General features: G+C 76.1%; 14 protein-coding genes. 2 read left to right on the top strand and 12 right to left on the bottom strand.

The annotated features are described in order from the left end of the window. Window positions 1–5 precede the first annotated feature (5 nt). The 6 genes from ACH4SL_RS05370 to ACH4SL_RS05345 all read right to left on the bottom strand — a co-directional run bounded on the left by ACH4SL_RS05370 (window position 6) and on the right by ACH4SL_RS05345 (window position 3,879). Window positions 6–1,385 carry an 8-oxoguanine deaminase gene (locus ACH4SL_RS05370; RefSeq protein ID WP_398442075.1) on the bottom strand — a complete coding sequence of 460 codons (1,380 nt, stop codon included), beginning with the start codon at window positions 1,383–1,385 and terminating at the stop codon, window positions 6–8. A 28-nt stretch (window positions 1,386–1,413) separates the two neighbouring features. After that, on the bottom strand, window positions 1,414–2,304 hold the full coding sequence (gene pucL / locus ACH4SL_RS05365) for a factor-independent urate hydroxylase (protein ID WP_398442074.1): 891 nt from the start codon (window positions 2,302–2,304) through the stop codon (window positions 1,414–1,416). Between the two features lie 4 nt (window positions 2,305–2,308). Further along, on the bottom strand, window positions 2,309–2,653 hold the full coding sequence (uraH, locus tag ACH4SL_RS05360; RefSeq protein WP_398442073.1) for a hydroxyisourate hydrolase: 345 nt from the start codon (window positions 2,651–2,653) through the stop codon (window positions 2,309–2,311). Continuing rightward, entirely contained in the window at window positions 2,650–3,162 is a 513-nt protein-coding gene (uraD, locus tag ACH4SL_RS05355; RefSeq protein WP_398442072.1) for a 2-oxo-4-hydroxy-4-carboxy-5-ureidoimidazoline decarboxylase, read from the bottom strand. Before uraD ends, uraH begins: the two co-directional genes overlap by 4 nt. A 70-nt stretch (window positions 3,163–3,232) precedes the next feature. Further along, entirely contained in the window at window positions 3,233–3,568 is a 336-nt protein-coding gene (locus ACH4SL_RS05350; RefSeq protein ID WP_398442684.1) for a helix-turn-helix domain-containing protein, read from the bottom strand. A 59-nt stretch (window positions 3,569–3,627) separates the two neighbouring features. Then, on the bottom strand, window positions 3,628–3,879 hold the full coding sequence (locus ACH4SL_RS05345; protein ID WP_398442071.1) for a hypothetical protein: 252 nt from the start codon (window positions 3,877–3,879) through the stop codon (window positions 3,628–3,630). A 117-nt stretch (window positions 3,880–3,996) separates the two neighbouring features. Here ACH4SL_RS05345 and ACH4SL_RS05340 point away from each other — a divergent pair, with 117 nt between their 5' ends. Next, a complete protein-coding gene (locus ACH4SL_RS05340) occupies window positions 3,997–4,749 on the top strand; it encodes an N-acetyltransferase (RefSeq protein WP_398442069.1) in 753 nt (250 codons plus the stop codon). Here ACH4SL_RS05340 and ACH4SL_RS05335 read toward each other — a convergent pair. Further along, a complete protein-coding gene (locus ACH4SL_RS05335) occupies window positions 4,746–6,065 on the bottom strand; it encodes an amidohydrolase (RefSeq protein ID WP_398442068.1) in 1,320 nt (439 codons plus the stop codon). The two genes, ACH4SL_RS05340 and ACH4SL_RS05335, sit on opposite strands and share 4 nt — an antisense overlap. A gap of 134 nt (window positions 6,066–6,199) precedes the next feature. On the opposite strand from ACH4SL_RS05335, the gene ACH4SL_RS05330 reads away from it, so the two are divergent. After that, a complete protein-coding gene (locus ACH4SL_RS05330; protein ID WP_167984304.1) occupies window positions 6,200–6,385 on the top strand; it encodes a thiazolylpeptide-type bacteriocin in 186 nt (61 codons plus the stop codon). An 80-nt stretch (window positions 6,386–6,465) separates the two neighbouring features. Here ACH4SL_RS05330 and ACH4SL_RS05325 read toward each other — a convergent pair whose 3' ends face one another. From ACH4SL_RS05325 to ACH4SL_RS05305, 5 genes are all read right to left on the bottom strand, one after another. Next, window positions 6,466–8,556: a TOMM precursor leader peptide-binding protein gene (locus ACH4SL_RS05325; RefSeq protein WP_398442067.1), complete on the bottom strand. Its 2,091-nt coding sequence runs from the start codon at window positions 8,554–8,556 to the stop codon at window positions 6,466–6,468. Beyond that, window positions 8,553–9,359, bottom strand: coding sequence for an ABC transporter permease (locus tag ACH4SL_RS05320; protein ID WP_398442066.1), 807 nt, complete (start codon window positions 9,357–9,359; stop codon window positions 8,553–8,555). Before ACH4SL_RS05320 ends, ACH4SL_RS05325 begins: the two co-directional genes overlap by 4 nt. Next, a complete protein-coding gene (locus tag ACH4SL_RS05315; RefSeq protein WP_398442683.1) occupies window positions 9,356–10,348 on the bottom strand; it encodes an ABC transporter ATP-binding protein in 993 nt (330 codons plus the stop codon). Before ACH4SL_RS05315 ends, ACH4SL_RS05320 begins: the two co-directional genes overlap by 4 nt. A 2,090-nt stretch (window positions 10,349–12,438) precedes the next feature. Further along, window positions 12,439–13,530 carry a lantibiotic dehydratase C-terminal domain-containing protein gene (locus ACH4SL_RS05310; RefSeq protein WP_398442065.1) on the bottom strand — a complete coding sequence of 364 codons (1,092 nt, stop codon included), beginning with the start codon at window positions 13,528–13,530 and terminating at the stop codon, window positions 12,439–12,441. Next, complete coding sequence (locus ACH4SL_RS05305) at window positions 13,527–16,325, bottom strand: lantibiotic dehydratase (RefSeq protein ID WP_398442064.1); 2,799 nt, start codon at window positions 16,323–16,325, stop codon at window positions 13,527–13,529. The genes ACH4SL_RS05310 and ACH4SL_RS05305 overlap by 4 nt, the downstream gene beginning before the upstream one ends. Between the last annotated feature and the right edge of the window lie 37 nt (window positions 16,326–16,362).

Below are 16,362 nucleotides of genomic sequence, written 5' to 3'. Positions count from 1 at the left end.
TACCCCTACGCCAGGCCCGCCCGTTCCGCGAGACGGCGGGCCTGGACGCGGGTCAGCCGGGCGACCTGCTCCTCGTCGACCCGGGTCAGCCTGCCCTGCTCGACGACGGCCTCGCCGCCCACCAGCGACAGCGTGACGGGGGCCGGGGCCCCCAGCACCAGCGCGGCCACCGGGTCGGCGATCGACGCGTGGCCGAGCCCGTCCAGCTTCCACAGCACCAGGTCGGCGAGCTTGCCGGTCTCCAGCGAGCCGATCTCGGCGGCGCGGCCCAGCACCTGCGCCCCGCCCACGGTGGCCAGCCGCAGCGCCTGGCGGGCGGTGAGCGCCTTCTCGCCCGCGCCGAGCCTGGCCACCAGCAGGGCGTTGCGCAGCTCGGTGTGCAGCTCGCCGGACTCGTTGGAGGCGGTGCCGTCCACGCCGAGGCCGACCGGCACCCCGGCGGCGAGCATCGCGGGCACCCGGGCGATCCCGGCGGCGAGCCGGGCGTTGGAGGACGGGCAGTGCGCGACACCGGTGCCGGTGCGGGCGAAGGCGGCGATGTCGGCGTCGTTCATGTGCACGCAGTGCGCCATCCACACGTCCGCGCCGAGCCAGCCGGTGGACTCGAAGTAGTCGGTGGGGCCCATGCCGAACAGCTCGTGGCAGAACTCCTCCTCCTGCACCGTCTCGCTGCCGTGCGTGTGCAGCCGTACGCCCTTGCGGCGGGCCAGTTCCGCGGCCTCGGTCATCAGCCGGGTCGACACCGAGAAGGGCGAGCAGGGGGCGACGGCGATGTGCAGCATCGAGCCGAACGACGGGTCGTGGTGGGTGTCGATCGCGGCCTCGGTGGCCTTCAGCGCCGCGTCGGTGGACTCCACGGCGAAATCCGGCGGGAGCCCGCCGTCGCTCGTGCCGCGGTCCATGGAGCCGCGCGCGGCGGTGAAGCGCACGCCGGTCTCGGCGGCGGCCCGGATCTCCGCACCGAGCAGGTCGCCGGTGCCGCGCGGGAAGACGTAGTGGTGGTCCGTCGCGGTGGTCACACCGCCGCGGGCCATCATCGCGAGCGACCCGGCGGCGCCCGCGTGGACGATGTCCTCGTCGATCCGCGCCCACACCGGGTACAGCTCCACGAGCCAGTCGAAGAGGTTGCTGTCCTGGGCCATGCCGCGGGTGAGCCACTGGTAGAAGTGGTGGTGGGTGTTGACCAGGCCGGGCGTCACGAGGTGCCCGGTGCCGTCGACACGGCGGGCCGCGCCCTCGGCCGCCCCGGCGGGCGCGGGACCCGCGCCGACGGCCTCGATCACGCCGTCCGCGACGACGACGTGGCCCACCGCGTACTCGGTGTCCGCGGCGTCCACGGTGGCGACGGCGCAGTTCTCGATGACGACGCGCTCTGCTGCGGGCATGAGGGCCCCTTTCCGTTGTGCGGGCCGGTCAGCCGGTGACCGGGAGGCGGGCCTCGGCGCCGTCGCGCAGCACCGTGCCCTCGATGAGCCCGTAGGGGCGGTCGGCGGCGAAGTACACCTCGTCGTCGTTGGCCAGGCCGAAGGGCGCGAGGTCGGCGAGGAAGTGGTGCTTGTTCGGCAGCGACAGCCGCACCTCGTCGACCGCGGCGTCCGCCGTGCTGTTCTCGACGACCCGGGAGCCCATCGCGTACAGCGTCTGCTGGAGCGAGTACGAGTACGTGCCCGCGAAGGCCGCGAGCAGGTCGCCGCGGGCGCGGGCCCAGGCGTCGTCCCACGCCGGGGCCGGGGCGTCCCCGCCGCTCCAGGCGTAGCGCCAGCGGGCGTCGACCTCGGTGGCGAGGACGCGGTCGCGGGTCTCGGGCAGGGTGGTGTACGGGTCGCGGGCGAAGCCCCAGAATTCCGAGTCGGTGGAGTTGAGCACCACCAGGCCGGTGAGCCCGGCCACGACCTGGCACCGCTCGCCGTCGAAGGCGACCTCCGCGGTGCGCACCTCGCCGCCGCGGCGTACGAAGGAGTGGCCGGAGTCGCCCGGGGCGCGCTCCCAGGCGTATTCCTCGACGCGTATCCGGGCGTGGTGGATGGACGTCTGCGCGGTGACGAAATGCCGGGCCAGCAGCAGGCCGAAGTCCTCGGCGGAGGCGATGCCGTACTTCTTGGCGAAGGCCAGCACCGTGTTCTTCATGGTGTCGGTGGGCAGCACGGCGGCGTTGGAGCCGGACAGGTGGACGGCCTCCATCGCGCCGGACAGCGCGACCGAGACGTTGAGGTCCTTCAGGTGGTGGGTGCCGCCGTCGCGGGTGACGCGCACGACGCGCGTCTCCGCCTTGCCGTACTGGGTCTGGCCGAGCGTCGTGGGCATCTCGCTAGCTCCCTCGGTATACGGAGTAGCCGAACGGACTGAGCAGCAGCGGTACGTGGAAGTGCTCGCCCGGGGTGACGGCGAAGGCCACCGCGACCTCGGGGAAGAAGGCGGCGCCGGGCGCGGCGTACCCGGCGGTGTCGAAGGCGAGCCGGGCGTGGGTGGTGCCCGCGGGCAGCGCGGGCAGGCCCGTGCAGCGGCCGTCCGGACCGGTCGCGGCGGTGGCCAGCTCCGTCCAGGGGGCGTCCGCGCCCGCGCGCGCCGAGAGCGTGACGGGCACGTCCGCGGCGGGGCGGCCCGCGGCGGTGTCCAGGACGTGGGTGGAGACGGTGGCGGGGCGGTCGGTCATGGGGCGTCCTCCTGCGGGGCGGCCGCGAGCCTGCCGAGTCTGATGCGGTTGATCTTCCCCAGTTCGGTGCGGACGATCTCGCGTTCGGTGGCCTCGTCGTTGCCGGTACGTTCGCGCAGCGCGGCCCGTATCCGGTCGCCCGACGCGCCGGTGGCGCAGATCAGGAAGACATGGCCGTGCGCCTTCCGGTAGGCCGCGCCCAGTTCCAGCAGCTCGGCGCGCTCCTCCGCCGCCACGCCCGACTGCTCCCGGGCCGAGGCGGCGTCACCGGGCGCGGGCCGTCCGATCGGCGGGTGCGCGGCCATCGCCTCGCGCAGGTCGGCGGCGGTCAGCCGGGACATGGCCGCGTCGCTCGCCGCGAACAGCTCGTCGGCGTGCGCGTACGGCCGCCCGGCGGCCACCTGCGCGCACCACGCGGCGCTCGCGCACACCTCGCGCAGCAGGGCCGCGGCGGCGGCCGCGTCGGCCTGGTTGAGCCGGGAGAGCCCCGGCGGGGTGCGGGAGGTCACACGGGCACGCTAGGAGCCGCCGTGAAGGGGCGTCAACATTTTGTTGAAAACTTCCGGTTACGACTCGCTCTCACGGCCCCTCGGCGGGCGGCGCCGGGGCCGGGCCCTCCCGGTTGAGGTAGTTGTAGACGGTGAAGCGGCTGACGCCGAGGGCGGCCGCGACGGTCTCCACGCCGTGCCGGACGACGAACGCGCCGCGCTCCTCCAACTGCCGCACGACCTGCTGCTTCTCCTTGCGGCCCAGCTCGGCGAGCGGGCGGCCGTGGCGGCGGCGCAGGTCGGCGAGCAGGTGGTCGAGGGAGTCCGCCAGGTGCGGCAGCCGTACGGCGACGACGGGCGCGCCCTCCCAGCTCAGCACGACGTCGTCGGCCCGCGCGTCCGCCGGGGCGAGCAGCTCGCCGCCCATCGCGGCCACGAGCGGCTCCACGGCCCGCGCGAAGGGGTGTTCGGGCCCCTCGGCGCCGCTCACGCCCCGCCCTCGGGCAGCGTGCTGACCTGGAGCGATATCCGGGTCGCCCCGGCGGCGAGGGTCCTGTGCAGCAGCTCGGCGACAGCGGCGACCACCTCCTCGGCGGCCCCCTCCGCGGTGTTGCCGAACGGCCCTACCTCGACGCCCTCCAGCGTCCCGCCCTCCACCACCTCCCGCGCCACCACGGCGTGCGGCGGCGGCACGTCCAGGTCGAACGGCTCGGTCGTGAACTCCAGCCTCAGTCGCACCGGTCCCCTCCTCCGTCGGCGGTGTCGGGCGAGACCCTACGCGACGCCGTACGGCCGCGGCTTCCCGCAGGTGGGGGCGGGTCGGGCCGTCCGCGGGAGCCTGCCAGGATCGACGGCATGAACGACACCGACGCCCTCACCGTCACCCGGATCGCCGACCGCCCGCACCTGGCCGCCCGCGTCTACGAGATCGCCGACACCTGGCCGGTCTTCACCGGGCACGACCTGCTGGCGGGCTCGCTGCTGGGCCGCGTGGTGCACGACTTCCCGGACTACTGCGTCGTCGCGACGGACGGCGACCGCGTGGTGGCCCGCGGCCTCAGCGTCCCCTTCAACGCCGAGCTGGACGGCCGCGAGGAGCTGCCCGACCAGGGCTGGGACCGTGTACTGGGCTGGGCGGTGCGCGACCGCGCCACCGGCACCCCCACCACGGTCGCGAGCGCGCTGGAGATCACCCTCGACCAGGACTACCTGGGCCGCGGCCTGTCCTACCAAATGCTCGACGCGATGCGCCAGGCCGTCGCCCGGCAGGGCCACCGCTCGCTGCTGGCACCCGTACGCCCCAACGCCAAGCACCTGCACCCCCACGTCCCGATGGCCGAGTACATCCGCCGCACCCGCGACGACGGCCTCCCCGCGGACCCCTGGCTGCGCGTCCACGTCAAGGCGGGCGGCACCGTCGAGAAGGTCGCCCCGGCCTCCATGACCGTCAGCGGCTCCCTCCCCCAGTGGCGCGCCTGGACGGGCCTGCCCTTCGACCGCGACGGCGACGTGGTCGTCCCGGGCGCGCTGTCGCCCGTCCACTGCGACATGACCCACGGCCACGCCGTCTACGTCGAGCCCAACGTGTGGGTGCGGCACGCGCTCTAGGGGGTGTCAAGTGCCGTGTGCGCGGCGGCAGTCAGGGCCGTGATGCCCGTCTCCAGGGTCAGCCGCGGGTGGGGGGCGAAGTGCGGGGAGTGGTTGGGGGGGAGGGACGCGAGGCGGGATGCCGGGGTCGGGCCGGGGGCTTCGGACCAGGTGCGGGGGCCGGTCGCGCCGAGCATCCAGTAGGCGGTGCGGATGCCGGGGACGCCGTGCAGGGCGCGGCCCGCCTCGCCGTAGAGGGCGAAGTCCTCGGTGGCGAGGGAGGGTTGCCAGCGGGTGACGCGGTGCGGGCCGAAGGCGGTGTGGTGGGCGGCGCGTACGGCGGCGGTCAGGCCGGGGTCCGGGACGGTGGCGGACGAGCGGCTCAGGACGGTGAAGTCCGGCTCCGGGGGCGCCGGTTCGGGGCCCGCGGCCGCCTCGGCGAGGACGATGCGCCGCACGGCCGCGACCGCGCGGTCAAGGGCCGCCTCGCCGAAGGCCCGTACGGTGACCTCCAGGGTCGCCCGGTCGGCGATGACGTTGCCCGCGCCGGGGGCGCCCGCGCGCAGCGAGCCCACGGTGACCACGAGCGGTTCGCCGGGCGCGGCCTCGCGGGAGACGACCGTCTGGAGCCGCAGCACGACCGCGGCCGCGGTGATCACCGGGTCGGCGGCGAGCTGCGGCGCCCCGGCGTGCCCGCCGCGGCCGTGCAGGACCACCCGGAGCGTCACGCTGCCCGCGAGCAGCGGCCCTTCGGCGTGCGCGACCATGCCCGCGGGCAGCGGCACGAGGTGCTGGGCGAGGACCGCGGAGGGGGCCGGGAAGCGCGTGTAGAGCCCGTCGCCGAGCATGGCGGCGGCGCCGCTGAGCGTCTCCTCCGCGGGCTGCCCCACCGCGAGCAGCGTGCCGCGCCAGCCGTCGGCCCCGGCCGCGAGGGTTTCGGCGGCACCGGCGAGGGCAGCCAGGTGCGCGTCGTGGCCGCACGCGTGCATGACGGGGAGGGTGCCGCCGTCCGGGCCGGGCGCGGTGGCCTCGCTGGCGTACGGCAGCCCGGTGGCCTCGCGTACGGGCAGCGCGTCGAGTTCGGCGCGCAGCATGACGACGGGGCCCGGGCCGTTGTGCAGCACGCCGACCACGCCGTGCCCGCCGACGCCGGCCGCGACGTCAAGGCCCGCGCCGCGCAGCGCGGCGGCGAACCGCGCCGCTGTCCGCTCCTCCGCCCCCGACAGCTCGGGGTCGCGGTGCAGCGCTACGTACAGCTCGGCGGCGCGGGCCAGGACCTCGCGCGGCACTCCGGCCGCGGGGACGCTCGGCGGCGCGGGCAGCGGGCCGTTCGGCATCAGGTGCTCCTCGGGGGACGGGCGTGACAGCGGAGTGACAGCGGCAGGACAGCGGATCGGTCAGTGGACGCGCGTAGAAAAGGGTCGGCCGGTCCGTTCCGGGCCGCGTCCCCCGCCGAGAAGAGGGAGTCACCATGGCGATCGCCAAGCAGGACACGCCGCTCGCGTCGCTGGCCCAGGAGATCCTGGAGCTGGAGTCCGAGACCTTCGAGATCACCGACTACTCGGACGCCAGCGAGGTCATGCTCGGCTCCTCGACCAGCTGCTCCAGCACCAGCACGTGCTCCAGCACCACCAGCACCACCTCCTGCACCGCCTGACGGCTTCCTCGTCGTCCGCCGCTCCGCCACCCGCTGCGTCAGGGTGGCGGAGCGGTCGTGCGTTCCGCGCTCCCGCGGGCTCACGGGAAGGGGTGCGGCACCCGGCGTACCGCGGCTGCGGGCAGGTCGTCGGCGCGCAGCCCGCCCCGCCGCTGGGCGGTCAGCAGCCGCGGCATCGTCAGGGCGCGCTGCCGCGCCCAGCCGAAGTCGATCGGCAGCAGCCTGGGGGCGATCGTGCACACCGTGCGCAGCCCCATCGCGCGCTGCTCGGGCGCGGTCTGGTCGACCACGATCACGTCGCAGCCCGCGGCGGCGAGTTCGGCGGTGAGCCAGCGCACATCCTCGCGCAGGTCCAGGCCGCGCGGGCGCCGCTCCTCCCACTCCGCGTACAGCTCGCCGGGCGTGCGGACGCGCGGCGGCTCCAGGTAGCTGCGGACGTACTCGGCCGTGCGCGGCAGCCCGAAGAGCGCCGCGTGGTCCGGCAGCCGCCGTACGAGTCCGAAGTCGTCGGCCATGGCGTCGAGTTCGGCCGGGCGCTCGGCCACCTGCCGCGGCAGGTGCGGGAGATACGTGAGGATCTCCGACACCGCCGCCTCGATCGCGGTCTCCGGGTCGAAGGCGGCGCCCGCCGCGAAGGCGTACGTGCCGGGGCCGCCGTCGCGGCGCACGGCCAGGCCCGTGACGACGGGGACGGCCAGGTCGATGCGGTTGTCGAAGGCGTGCACGTCGTAGCCGCACAGCGCGGCGCGGTCGGTCATCGCGCGCAGCACCGGGTCGGCGCACGCGCCGAGGTCGATCTCGGTGAGCGGCGCGTTGCCGTACCAGCCGAGCAGGAAGGCGTCGCGCTCGACGAGTTCGAGCAGGCCGAAGAGCACCGCCTCCTCCAGGCAGCTGCCGGTGGCGCAGCCGTTGGAGCACTCGAAGACGAAGTGGTCGGCGGAGGTGCCCGCGCTGTAGTAGACGAGCCGGGCGGGCACGAGCACGGGCCGGTCGTCGCGCAGCGACCAGCCCTGCACCCACGGGATGGGGCGCTCGGGGTCGAAGGGCGCGATCATCGGGTCGTCGCGGTAGGTCTCGGGCGCGTAGAGCCCGCAGTCGCGCGGGTCGAGCGCGCGCTCGCCGAGGTTCGCGTACGAGTCGGTGACCACGCCGCCGCGGGCCCGGCGGTGGGTGCCCGCGTAGCGCTCCAGGCCCTCCAGGAAGGCGAGGTCGCGGCTGGCGGCGAAGGAGTGCGACTGGCCGCTCCACGTCACGTCGGTGAGGCCCGCGTAGCCGCGCATGAAGACGCTGCCCGCGACGGGCGCGGTGGTGGGCGAGGTGACGTCGCTCCAGGTGCCCGCGCCGAGCACGCCGCACACGGGGTTGGCGAGCGCGGCGAAGGGCAGTTCGTACGCGCCGGGCCCCCGCAGCCGGTAGCGGTCGGGGCCGGGCTTGGGGCGGGAGGCGGGGAAGCCGTCGAAGTCGTCGGCGGCGCCGATGGGTTGCCCGCCGGGGGCCGCGCCATGGGGCGCGTGCGGGCAGAGCGGGTCGGCCAGCAGCGGGACGGTGCTGACCTGCCCGGTCTCCAGGTCCAGCCGGGTGACCTGCGGCAGTGCGGCGCCGGGGACGACGGGCGTACGCGTCTGCGCCGGGGCCGCGTTGGCCGCCGCTGCCGCGACCGGTGCGGAATCGCCGGACCGTGGCGCCGCGCCGATTGCCGGGTCCGAAACGCCCGGCGGCGCGGGCGGGTTGGGGCCGCCCGTGGCACGCTCGCGCACCGCCGCGCAGAGCGCGGCCACCGCGTCGACGGTCCAGTCGGGCAGCACCGGCCAGGCGCCCGCGGCCGAGCGGGCCTGGCCGGTCTCCAGGGCCTCGCGTTCGGTGCGGGTGCGCAGCCGCTGCCAGCGGATGGCCAGGCAGCAGCCGCACGCGGTGTGCTCCGGGGCGCCGCCCCACGGGCCGACGAGGACGGCGTCCGCGGTGAGGTGGACGGTCGCGGCGGCGCGGACGGCGGCGGCCTGCGGGGGCTCGGGGCGCAGCAGGTCGTGCCCGCCGACGGCGGCGACACGGGGCACGGGCAGGCCCGCCGCGGCGGCGCGGGCGGTCAGGCGCGCCTCCAGGTCCGCGGCCGCGGCCTCCAGCGGCGGCAACACGGTGGCGGGGGCGGGGCGTTCGGCGGTCTCGGTCGTCATGTCCGGTTGCTCCAGCGGAAGATGCGGGCGGCGATGAGCCCGAAGACGACGGTGAAGGCGAGCAGGCCGCCGCAGTCGATCGCGAGCGACCCCAGCGAGGCGCGCCCGGCGAGCACGTCGGTCAAGCCGTCGTCGAGGTAGCGCAGCGGCAGCACCCAGGAGGCGGTGCGGATCCAGCCGGGCAGCAGGTCGGCCGGGTAGAACGCGCCGGACAGGAACGCCATCGGCACCATCACGCAGTTGGCGACGGCGGCGACCGCCTCGGGGGTGTCGGCGAGGCTGCCGACAACCAGCCCGAGCGCGAGGAAGGCCGTGACCCCGAAGACCAGCAGCGGCAGCGCGAGCGGCCAACTGCCGTCCAGGTGCAGGCCGAAGAAGGGCAGCAGCGCGACCGCGGTGAAGAGCACCGCCTGCGTCAGGCCGACCCCGATCGCGACCAGCAGCCGCGAGCCCAGCACCGTGGGCAGCGGTGTCGGGGTGCGCCAGATGAGCCGCAGGATGTCGTCGCGGCGCCAGTGCATGAGCGCGAACGCCGGGCCGAAGAGCGCCGCGTTGCCGACGCCCCACGCGAGCACGCCGGGCGCCACGTAGTTGATGTACGGCAGGTCGCCGTTGACGGACTGGCCGCGGAAGAGCAGGCCGAAGACGACGAGGAAGACCAGCGGGAAGGCGAAGGTGAAGAAGACGGTGGTGCGGTCGCGTACCGAGGCCAGGAAGGCGGCCTTGGTGAGCGTCCGGTACGCGCCCGGCACCGCCGCGGGTGCGGCGCCGTCCTTCGCGGCCAGGGTGGGGGTGGCGGTCATCGGCGCTGCTCCGTTCCCGCCGCGGCGGTCTGCGCGGCCCGTGCGTCGTCCGGGGCCGCGGGCTCGGCGGCGGGCGGCGGGCTCGCCGTCAGCCGCAGGTAGGCGTCCTCCAGCGTCGCCGTCCTGGTCTGGATCGCGTCCATGTCGACCAGCGCGGCGAGCGCGACCAGCGTGCGGTTGGCGTGGTGCGTCTCGATGACGACCTCGCCGCCCTCCACGAGCACCCGCTCGGCGCCCTCGACGCCGCGCGCCTGCTCCACGGTGATCCGCCCGGCGGGCACGAGCAGCCGGGCGGGCGCGGCCATCGAGCGGATGAGCGCGCCGGGGCTGTCCAGCGCGACGATCCGGCCGCCCGTGACGATCGCGACCCGGTCGCACAGCGCCTCGGCCTCGTCGAGGTAGTGGGTGGTGTAGACGATGGTGCGGCCCTCGCCGCGCAGGTCGCGCAGCACCGCCCACAGCGACCGGCGGGCCTCGGGGTCGAGGGCGGCGGTCGGCTCGTCGAGGAAGATCAGGTCCGGCTGGTGCACCAGCGCGGTGGCGAGCGCGAGGCGCTGCCGCTGGCCGCCCGACAGGTCGTCGACCCGGCTGCGCTGCTTGCCCGTCAGGCCGACCAGCTCCAGGGCGTGCCGGGCGGCGGCCCGGTCGGCGCCGTGCAGCGCGGCGACGGTCTCCAGGTGCTCCCACGCGGTGAGCCGGGTGAAGAACGCGGAGGTCTGCGTCTGGACGCCGATCCGGCGCAGCAGCGCGGTGTTGCGCGGCCAGGGGCTCGTCCCGAAGACGCTCACGGTGCCCGCGTCGGCCTTGCGCATGCCCTCGACGATCTCCACGAGGGTGGTCTTCCCGGCCCCGTTGGGCCCGAGGATCCCGAAGAACTCCCCCTGCGCGACGGTCAGCGACACGTCGTCGAGCGCGCGCACCTCCCCGTACACCTTGGTGACGCCGTCGAGCACGATGGCCGTCCCCTCCGGCCGCGGCTGTGCTGTCATGTGCGCCTTCTCCCGTTTCTCAGGTGTCTCGCCGTCCGGCGGGGTGGATACGTAGGGGGCTGCGCCCGCGGGGCCGCCGTGCGTGCCCGCGGGCGCGCGCGAGGTGGCGGCCGGGGACGGCGGCGCGGGTGCCGCTTCCGCGCGGACGGCGGGCTCCCCAGCCCCGGTGCTGTCGAGGGCGTCCGGCGAGGGCGCCCGCGCAAGATGCCCGCGCGGGTCGCCGTCCGGGCCCGACCCGCCGGGGGCGGCGGCCGGGGTCGCGCGCCCGGGGCCCGCACCCGTCCCACGGGCCGCGCCCGCCGGTGCGGACGCTGCGGCGGGCTGCGGGCGGCGGGCCGCGAAGCGCAGGCCGACGAGCCGCAGCAGCCAGGCCGCGGCGATCACCGCTGCGGGCAGGAAGGCCGACCAGCCGCGCCAGCCCTCCGGCAGGACGGCCCGGCACATCAGGCCGAAGCCCGCGAGCACGGCGAGCGCGAGCAGCGCGCAGAGGACGCCGTACCCGGCGTAGAGCGCGCGCAGCCGCGCGGGGTAGCGCCGCAGCTGGGCCCGGGCGTCCGGTGCTTGCGGACGCCCCGCACCGGCGGCGGGTACGGGGCCGGGCCCTCCGGGTCCACCGGCGGGAGCCGTGCCCGCACGCGGGGCGCCCGGCGCGCTCCCCGTCCCGGCGACGCCGGAACCGTCAGCCCCGCGCCCCGCAGCCGACGCGGGCGACGCCGCACCGCCTGCGGGCGCCGCACCCGGCGCGCTCCCCATCCCGGCGACGCCGGAGCCGTCAGCCGACGCGGGCGACGCCGCACCGCCTGCGGGCGCCGCACCCGGCGCGCTCCCCGTCCCGGCAACGCCGGAACCGTCAGCCGTCCGGGCGGCGGACTGCGCGGCGCCCGGCGCGGCCGGTGGTGCCCCGCCCGCGCCCGCGGGCTCCTCCAGCCCCCGCGGCGAGCGGACCGCGCGGGCCGCCAGGGTCAGGAAGGTGCGGCTCTCGGTCGCCAGGCGGAGGGTGCCGAGGGCGTAGCCGAGGGCCTTGTAGCCGTCGAGCGGGGGGAGGGGGACGAGGTTGAGGAGGGCCATCGCGGTGCCGAGGAGGAGCAGGCCGCCGAGGAAGGGGAGGGCCTGGGCGTGGTCCGGGAGCAGCGCCCAGACCGGCCAGAAGGGCACCAGGAAGAGCAGGTTGGCGACCGCGCCCGCCGCCGCCACCGCGATCTGGCGGCCGCGCCGGGTGAGGAACTGCACGTCCTCGACCTCGCAGTACAGGTACGTCATGACGCCCCACACCCGCCGCAGGCCGATCTCGCCGACCCGCAGCCCGTACGCGCGTGCGACGAGGCCGTGCGCGATCTCGTGCAGCCCCAGGCTCACCCACAGCACGCAGCCGACGGCGGCGAGCGCGACGGGCTGGTGGTACAACTCGCGCGTCTGGTCGATCAGTTCGCCGAGCCGTGCGGCAACGGCGGCGACCACGGCGAGGGACAGCGCGAGCAGCCCGGCGAGGACGGCCCGGCGGCGGGCGAAGCCGGTGGCGGCGTGCAGCCGGTCCATGAGCGCGGGGGTGTCGGCGACCATCCGCGTCCGCCCGCCGAACAGGCTCGCGCCCCACGGGCGTTGACCGGCAGGTGCGGCGGCCCCGCCCCCGTGCACGGCCCCGGCGGGGTAGCCCGGCGTGCCCGCGCCCCGGCCACCACCGCGCACGGCCCCGGCGGCATACCCCGGCGCCCCCGCGGCGGGGCCGGCGCCGTGTGCGCGCCGTCCGGGGCGGGCGGCCGAGGCGGCCTCGGCGTCGCGTGCGGCCGCCGCCGCGGACGGCACCGCCAGCAGCTGCCGCGTGCCGAGCAGCCGCATCATCCGGCCCCACTGCGCGTCCCCGAGCCGCGCGCCGAAGTGCGCGGCGTATTCCGTGCCGATCTCGCCGAGGGAGCGGGTGCCGTCGAGGCGGGCGATGATGAAGTGCTCCTTCGGGCCGACCTCCAGCCGCACTCCGGTCTCGGGGTCCTTCAGGAGGTGGACGACGGCGGGGCCGCGGGTCAGCGGGGGGCCGACGAGGATGCCGGGGCGCAGCGCGGGGCGCGCGGCGAGCAGGGCCGTGGTCGCGGCGGTCATGGCGCCGCCGTGGGGCGGGGCTCGCGCAGCGCGCGGGCCAGGACGTAGGAGAGGAAGGCCTCGTCGCGTACGGACACCGACAGCCGGTTGTTGGTCATGTGCATGTACGGCGACAGCAGCATCGGCAGTGCCTGGCCGGGGTCGTCGACGGGCAGGTCGCGCGTGCCGTCCCAGGAGCGGAAGACGAGGTCGCCGCCCTGGGCCAGGGCCACGACGCGCTCGCGCAGGTCGAGGCAGTGCTCGGCCCAGCCGGCGAGCAGGCTCGGCAGCCGCTCGGGCGCGGGCTCGGCGACAGCGGCGCGGATGTGCTGGAAGCGCTCGGGCAGCGCCTCCATCGTGCGGTAGGCGCGGTCGTAGCCGTCCTGCGCGGTGTAGTTGGTGGTGGCGAAGGCCGAATTCCAGAAGTCGTGGTAGCGGTCGAGGAAGCCGAGCAGCGCGTCCTCCTCGCGCAGCAGGCAGCCGGACATGGTCATCATCAACTGCGCGGCCACGCCCAGCAGTACGGTCCGCAGGTGCAGGTTCATCGAGCCCGCGGCGCCCGAGACCAGCTCGCTGGAGCGCTGGAAGTGCCATTCGGCCAGCTCCACCCCGGCGGGGCCGCCGTACTTGCCGTACTCCGGTTCGTAGGGCTCGGGGCTGAAGGAGTTGTTGGGCCGCAGCTTCATGTGGCCTTCGGTGTCGACCAGGCCCTCGGGCGCGCCGCCGGGGTATTCCAGCGCGAAGAGCGTCTGGTAGAGGTCGGCCATGAAGCCGCCCTTGACCTCGTAGAGCGCCGGGCGCTCGTGCAGGAAGGCATCGATCGCGGCGGTGGCCCGCTCGGCGACCGCGGCGGAGGCGTCCGGCGAGGAGGGGCGCAGCCGCAGCCGGATGTGCGGGCCCTCCAGCCAGTAGTTGATGAAGAACCAGCCCTCCAGCAGTCCTTCCGCGGTGAGTTCGGCGACCAGCGGGCGCGCGCAGCGCTGCAGGAAGGGCCGCGGGCTCGCGGCGTAGAAGACGTGGTAGGCCTGCCACGCGCCGCGCGCCCCCGGCGCGGCGGCGGGGCCGGGGGCCGTGTCGTGGGCGGCGCGGGTGGTGTCCTGGGTGGTCATACGGCGGGCTCCTGCCTTCCTGGCCGGGCCGCGGCGGCGGGGCGCGCCGTGCGGGGGACGATTTCCACGGCCAGTTCGGCGACGTGGTGGCCGCGCGGGGAGCGCACGTGCAGCTCGTCCTCGCCCGGCAGCATCTCCTCGAAGACCGCCTTGTGCCGGCCGCCGTCGGTGAGGGCGTGCAGCGCGAGGAGCGACAGCGGGCTGTCGAAGTCGACGTAGTGCGGCTTGGATCCGCCGAAGACGGCGCCGAAGCCGCCCGCGTCCGCGGCGCGTTCCTCGTGGACGGTGGCGAAGGCCCGGGCGGGCAGGCCGTGTTCGTGCCGCCAGCGCTGCCAGGCGAGGTAGGCGCCGGCCTCGTCCGTGCCCGCCGGGCGGGCCGGCAGCGCGCCGGGCGCGGCCGTCCAGGACCTGCGGTGCAGGACGAGGCTGCGGTAGCGGACCCGGGGCCGTGCCGTCACCCCGGCGCGGGCGGGGGCCTCGGGCACACCGCGCCAGGCGTCGACGGAGGCGCGCGAGGTGGGCGAGAGCAGCAGCAGGGTGCGCGGCACCTCGGGCAGCACCATGGGCACGAGATACCCGAGGTAGAGCGGGACGACCTCGGCGTCCAGCCGCCGGGAGCGCAGGACGAGCCGGTCGGCGTCGTCGTCGTGCTCGGCGTAGAGGTCGTCGAGGTCGATGCGGGCCTCGGGCGGGGCGGTGCTGGTCTCGCCGGGGCAGACGATCTCGTAGTCGGTGAGGCGGCCGTGCAGGTTGAGGTTGGTGGTGGCCGAGCCCGCGGTGATCTCGGCGAAGACCGCGCCGGGCGGCTGCCATGCGCGCAGTTGTGCGCGCAGCCGTTCGGTGAGCCCTTCGGCGGGGACGGCGTCGGGGACGCCGTGCGCGGCGGTGTCGTCGAAGCAGTGGGTGAAGCGGGTGAAGGGGAAGGCGAGGCCGCCGTAGGAGTTGTTGAGCACCACGAGCGGGTCGCCGTCGCGCCGGGCGAGCTGGAGGAAGTGGCTGTGCGGGGCGAACGGGCGTCCGAGGGGGGCGAGTTCCTCGGCAACGGCTGCCACCGTGTCCTCGTCCAGGCGCAGTTCGGGCTCCCCGTCGGGGTGCGCGGCCCAGGCCTCGCGCATGCGGCGGGTGAATTCCGCACGGGCCCGGTCGAGCGCGGCGACCTCGGGCATGCCGAGCCAGTTCTCCTCCGGGGCGGGGCTGCCGTCCGCCGCCCAGGGCGACTTGGTCGAGGTGAATTGCAGGTATTGGGTGAAGATGTCCTCGTGGAAGTCGTGGACGAGCCGCAGCAGGTCGTCGCAGCGCCCGCCGCGCCCGTGGCGGGCGAGGAAGAAGCCCTTGAGGGTGAGCCGTTGCGGGAGCGCCACGTCGAACGCCGGGAGGATGCCGTGCAGTTCGTGCAGCGGGGCGGCGGCCAGCTCCTCCCACGCGGCGAGGTCGGCGGTGACGCCGTCCTCGCGGACGTCCTCGTAGACCAGCGTCTGCGGCAGTGACGGGTTCTGCGCACCGAGGTCGGTCTGCGCGGCGAGCAGGTCGCGGCGCAGCTCGGCGAGCAGCGCGCGGCGGCCGGCGGCGTCGGCGGCCGGGTAGCGGTCGACGAGCGCCGCGGCGCCGTCCAGCCGGGCGGCGAGCGGCTCGGCCCAGGGCCGTTCCAGGGCGCGCAGCGCGGCGGCGAAGGAGCGCAAGGGGTCGGCGGTGTGGACGTCCGTCTCCAGGCCGGTCATCTGGAGGATGCCGAGGTCCAGCAGGGTGGCCGTGTAGTGGGCGGCGTCCTCGGGCGCGGCGCCGGTCTCCGCGGTGAGCCAGCCGGTCAGCTCGGCGTGGCGCAGCCGCCCGCGCGTACGGAAGAGCGCGGTCATCCGCTCCAGGGTGCCGCTGTTGCGCAGGAAGAACAGCCGGTCGTGGGCCGCGTCGAAGCTGACGGCGGCGCTGTCGTCGCCCGCGGTCACCGAGCGGCGCACGTAGCGGATGCGGTCCTCGTCGACCTCCCAGCCCGCCGAGAAGGCGACGGGCAGGTCGCCGCGCCGGACGGGGTCGGCGGCGACCAGCTCGGCGAGGCGGGCCAGCACCACGACGTTGAGCCGCGGGTGGCTCGTCCAGCCGCCGCCGGTGCGCAGCTCGGGCCCGGCGCCCGCGGTGAAGCCGCCCTCGGCGACGGCGGTGAAGGTGCTGAACGGGCTGGTCTTGCACGCCGTGCGGTAGAGGTACGCCAGCAGCGAGCGCTCCTTCTTGCGGGCGCGCTTGTCGGGGACGGGCGCGGTGTCGGCCATGAAGGCGTCGAGTTGGCCCTCCAGCGTCGGCGAGGCCAGCGCGAGTCCGAGCCGCAGCCGCTCCTCACCGGCCAGTTCGCGCAACCGGGCGCGGGCGGCGGCGAGTTCGGCGTCCACCAGCGGGCCGCCCGCACCGCCGAGTTCGCCGAGCCGCAGCCGGGCCTCCAGCCAGCGCAGCAGCAGGCCGCCGGTGTCCTCTCCGGCTTCCGCGGCGAGCGCGCGTACGGCGTCCACGTCCTGCGGCAGGCGGCCGTTGAAGACCGCGCGGCGCAGCGCGAGCACAGCGCGGCGCGGCGCGCCGTCCTGCACCGCTGTCACCAGCGCCGTCAGCGGGTCGTTCAACTCCGCCGCGAGCCGCGCCACTTCGCGCTCGGCGGCGAGCGTCCCGGCGGCCCAGTCGCGGGCTCCGGGGCTGCGCAGGGCGTGCACGGCCTCCACCGGCAGCCCCGCCACGCGCAGCATGAAGCGGCGGTGCAGCTGCCACTCCCGCGGGGTGTTCCCGCTTTCCGGCGCGGCGTCGTCGACGCTCATGCCGCTCCCTTCTGTGCCCGGGCCCGCTCGGCGGCCC

Source organism: Streptomyces sp. NPDC021020, assembly GCF_044333285.1.
GTDB lineage: Bacteria > Actinomycetota > Actinomycetes > Streptomycetales > Streptomycetaceae > Actinacidiphila.
The sequence above is the reverse complement of the archived record's forward strand: the minus strand, read 5'-3'. Positions and strand labels throughout refer to the sequence as shown.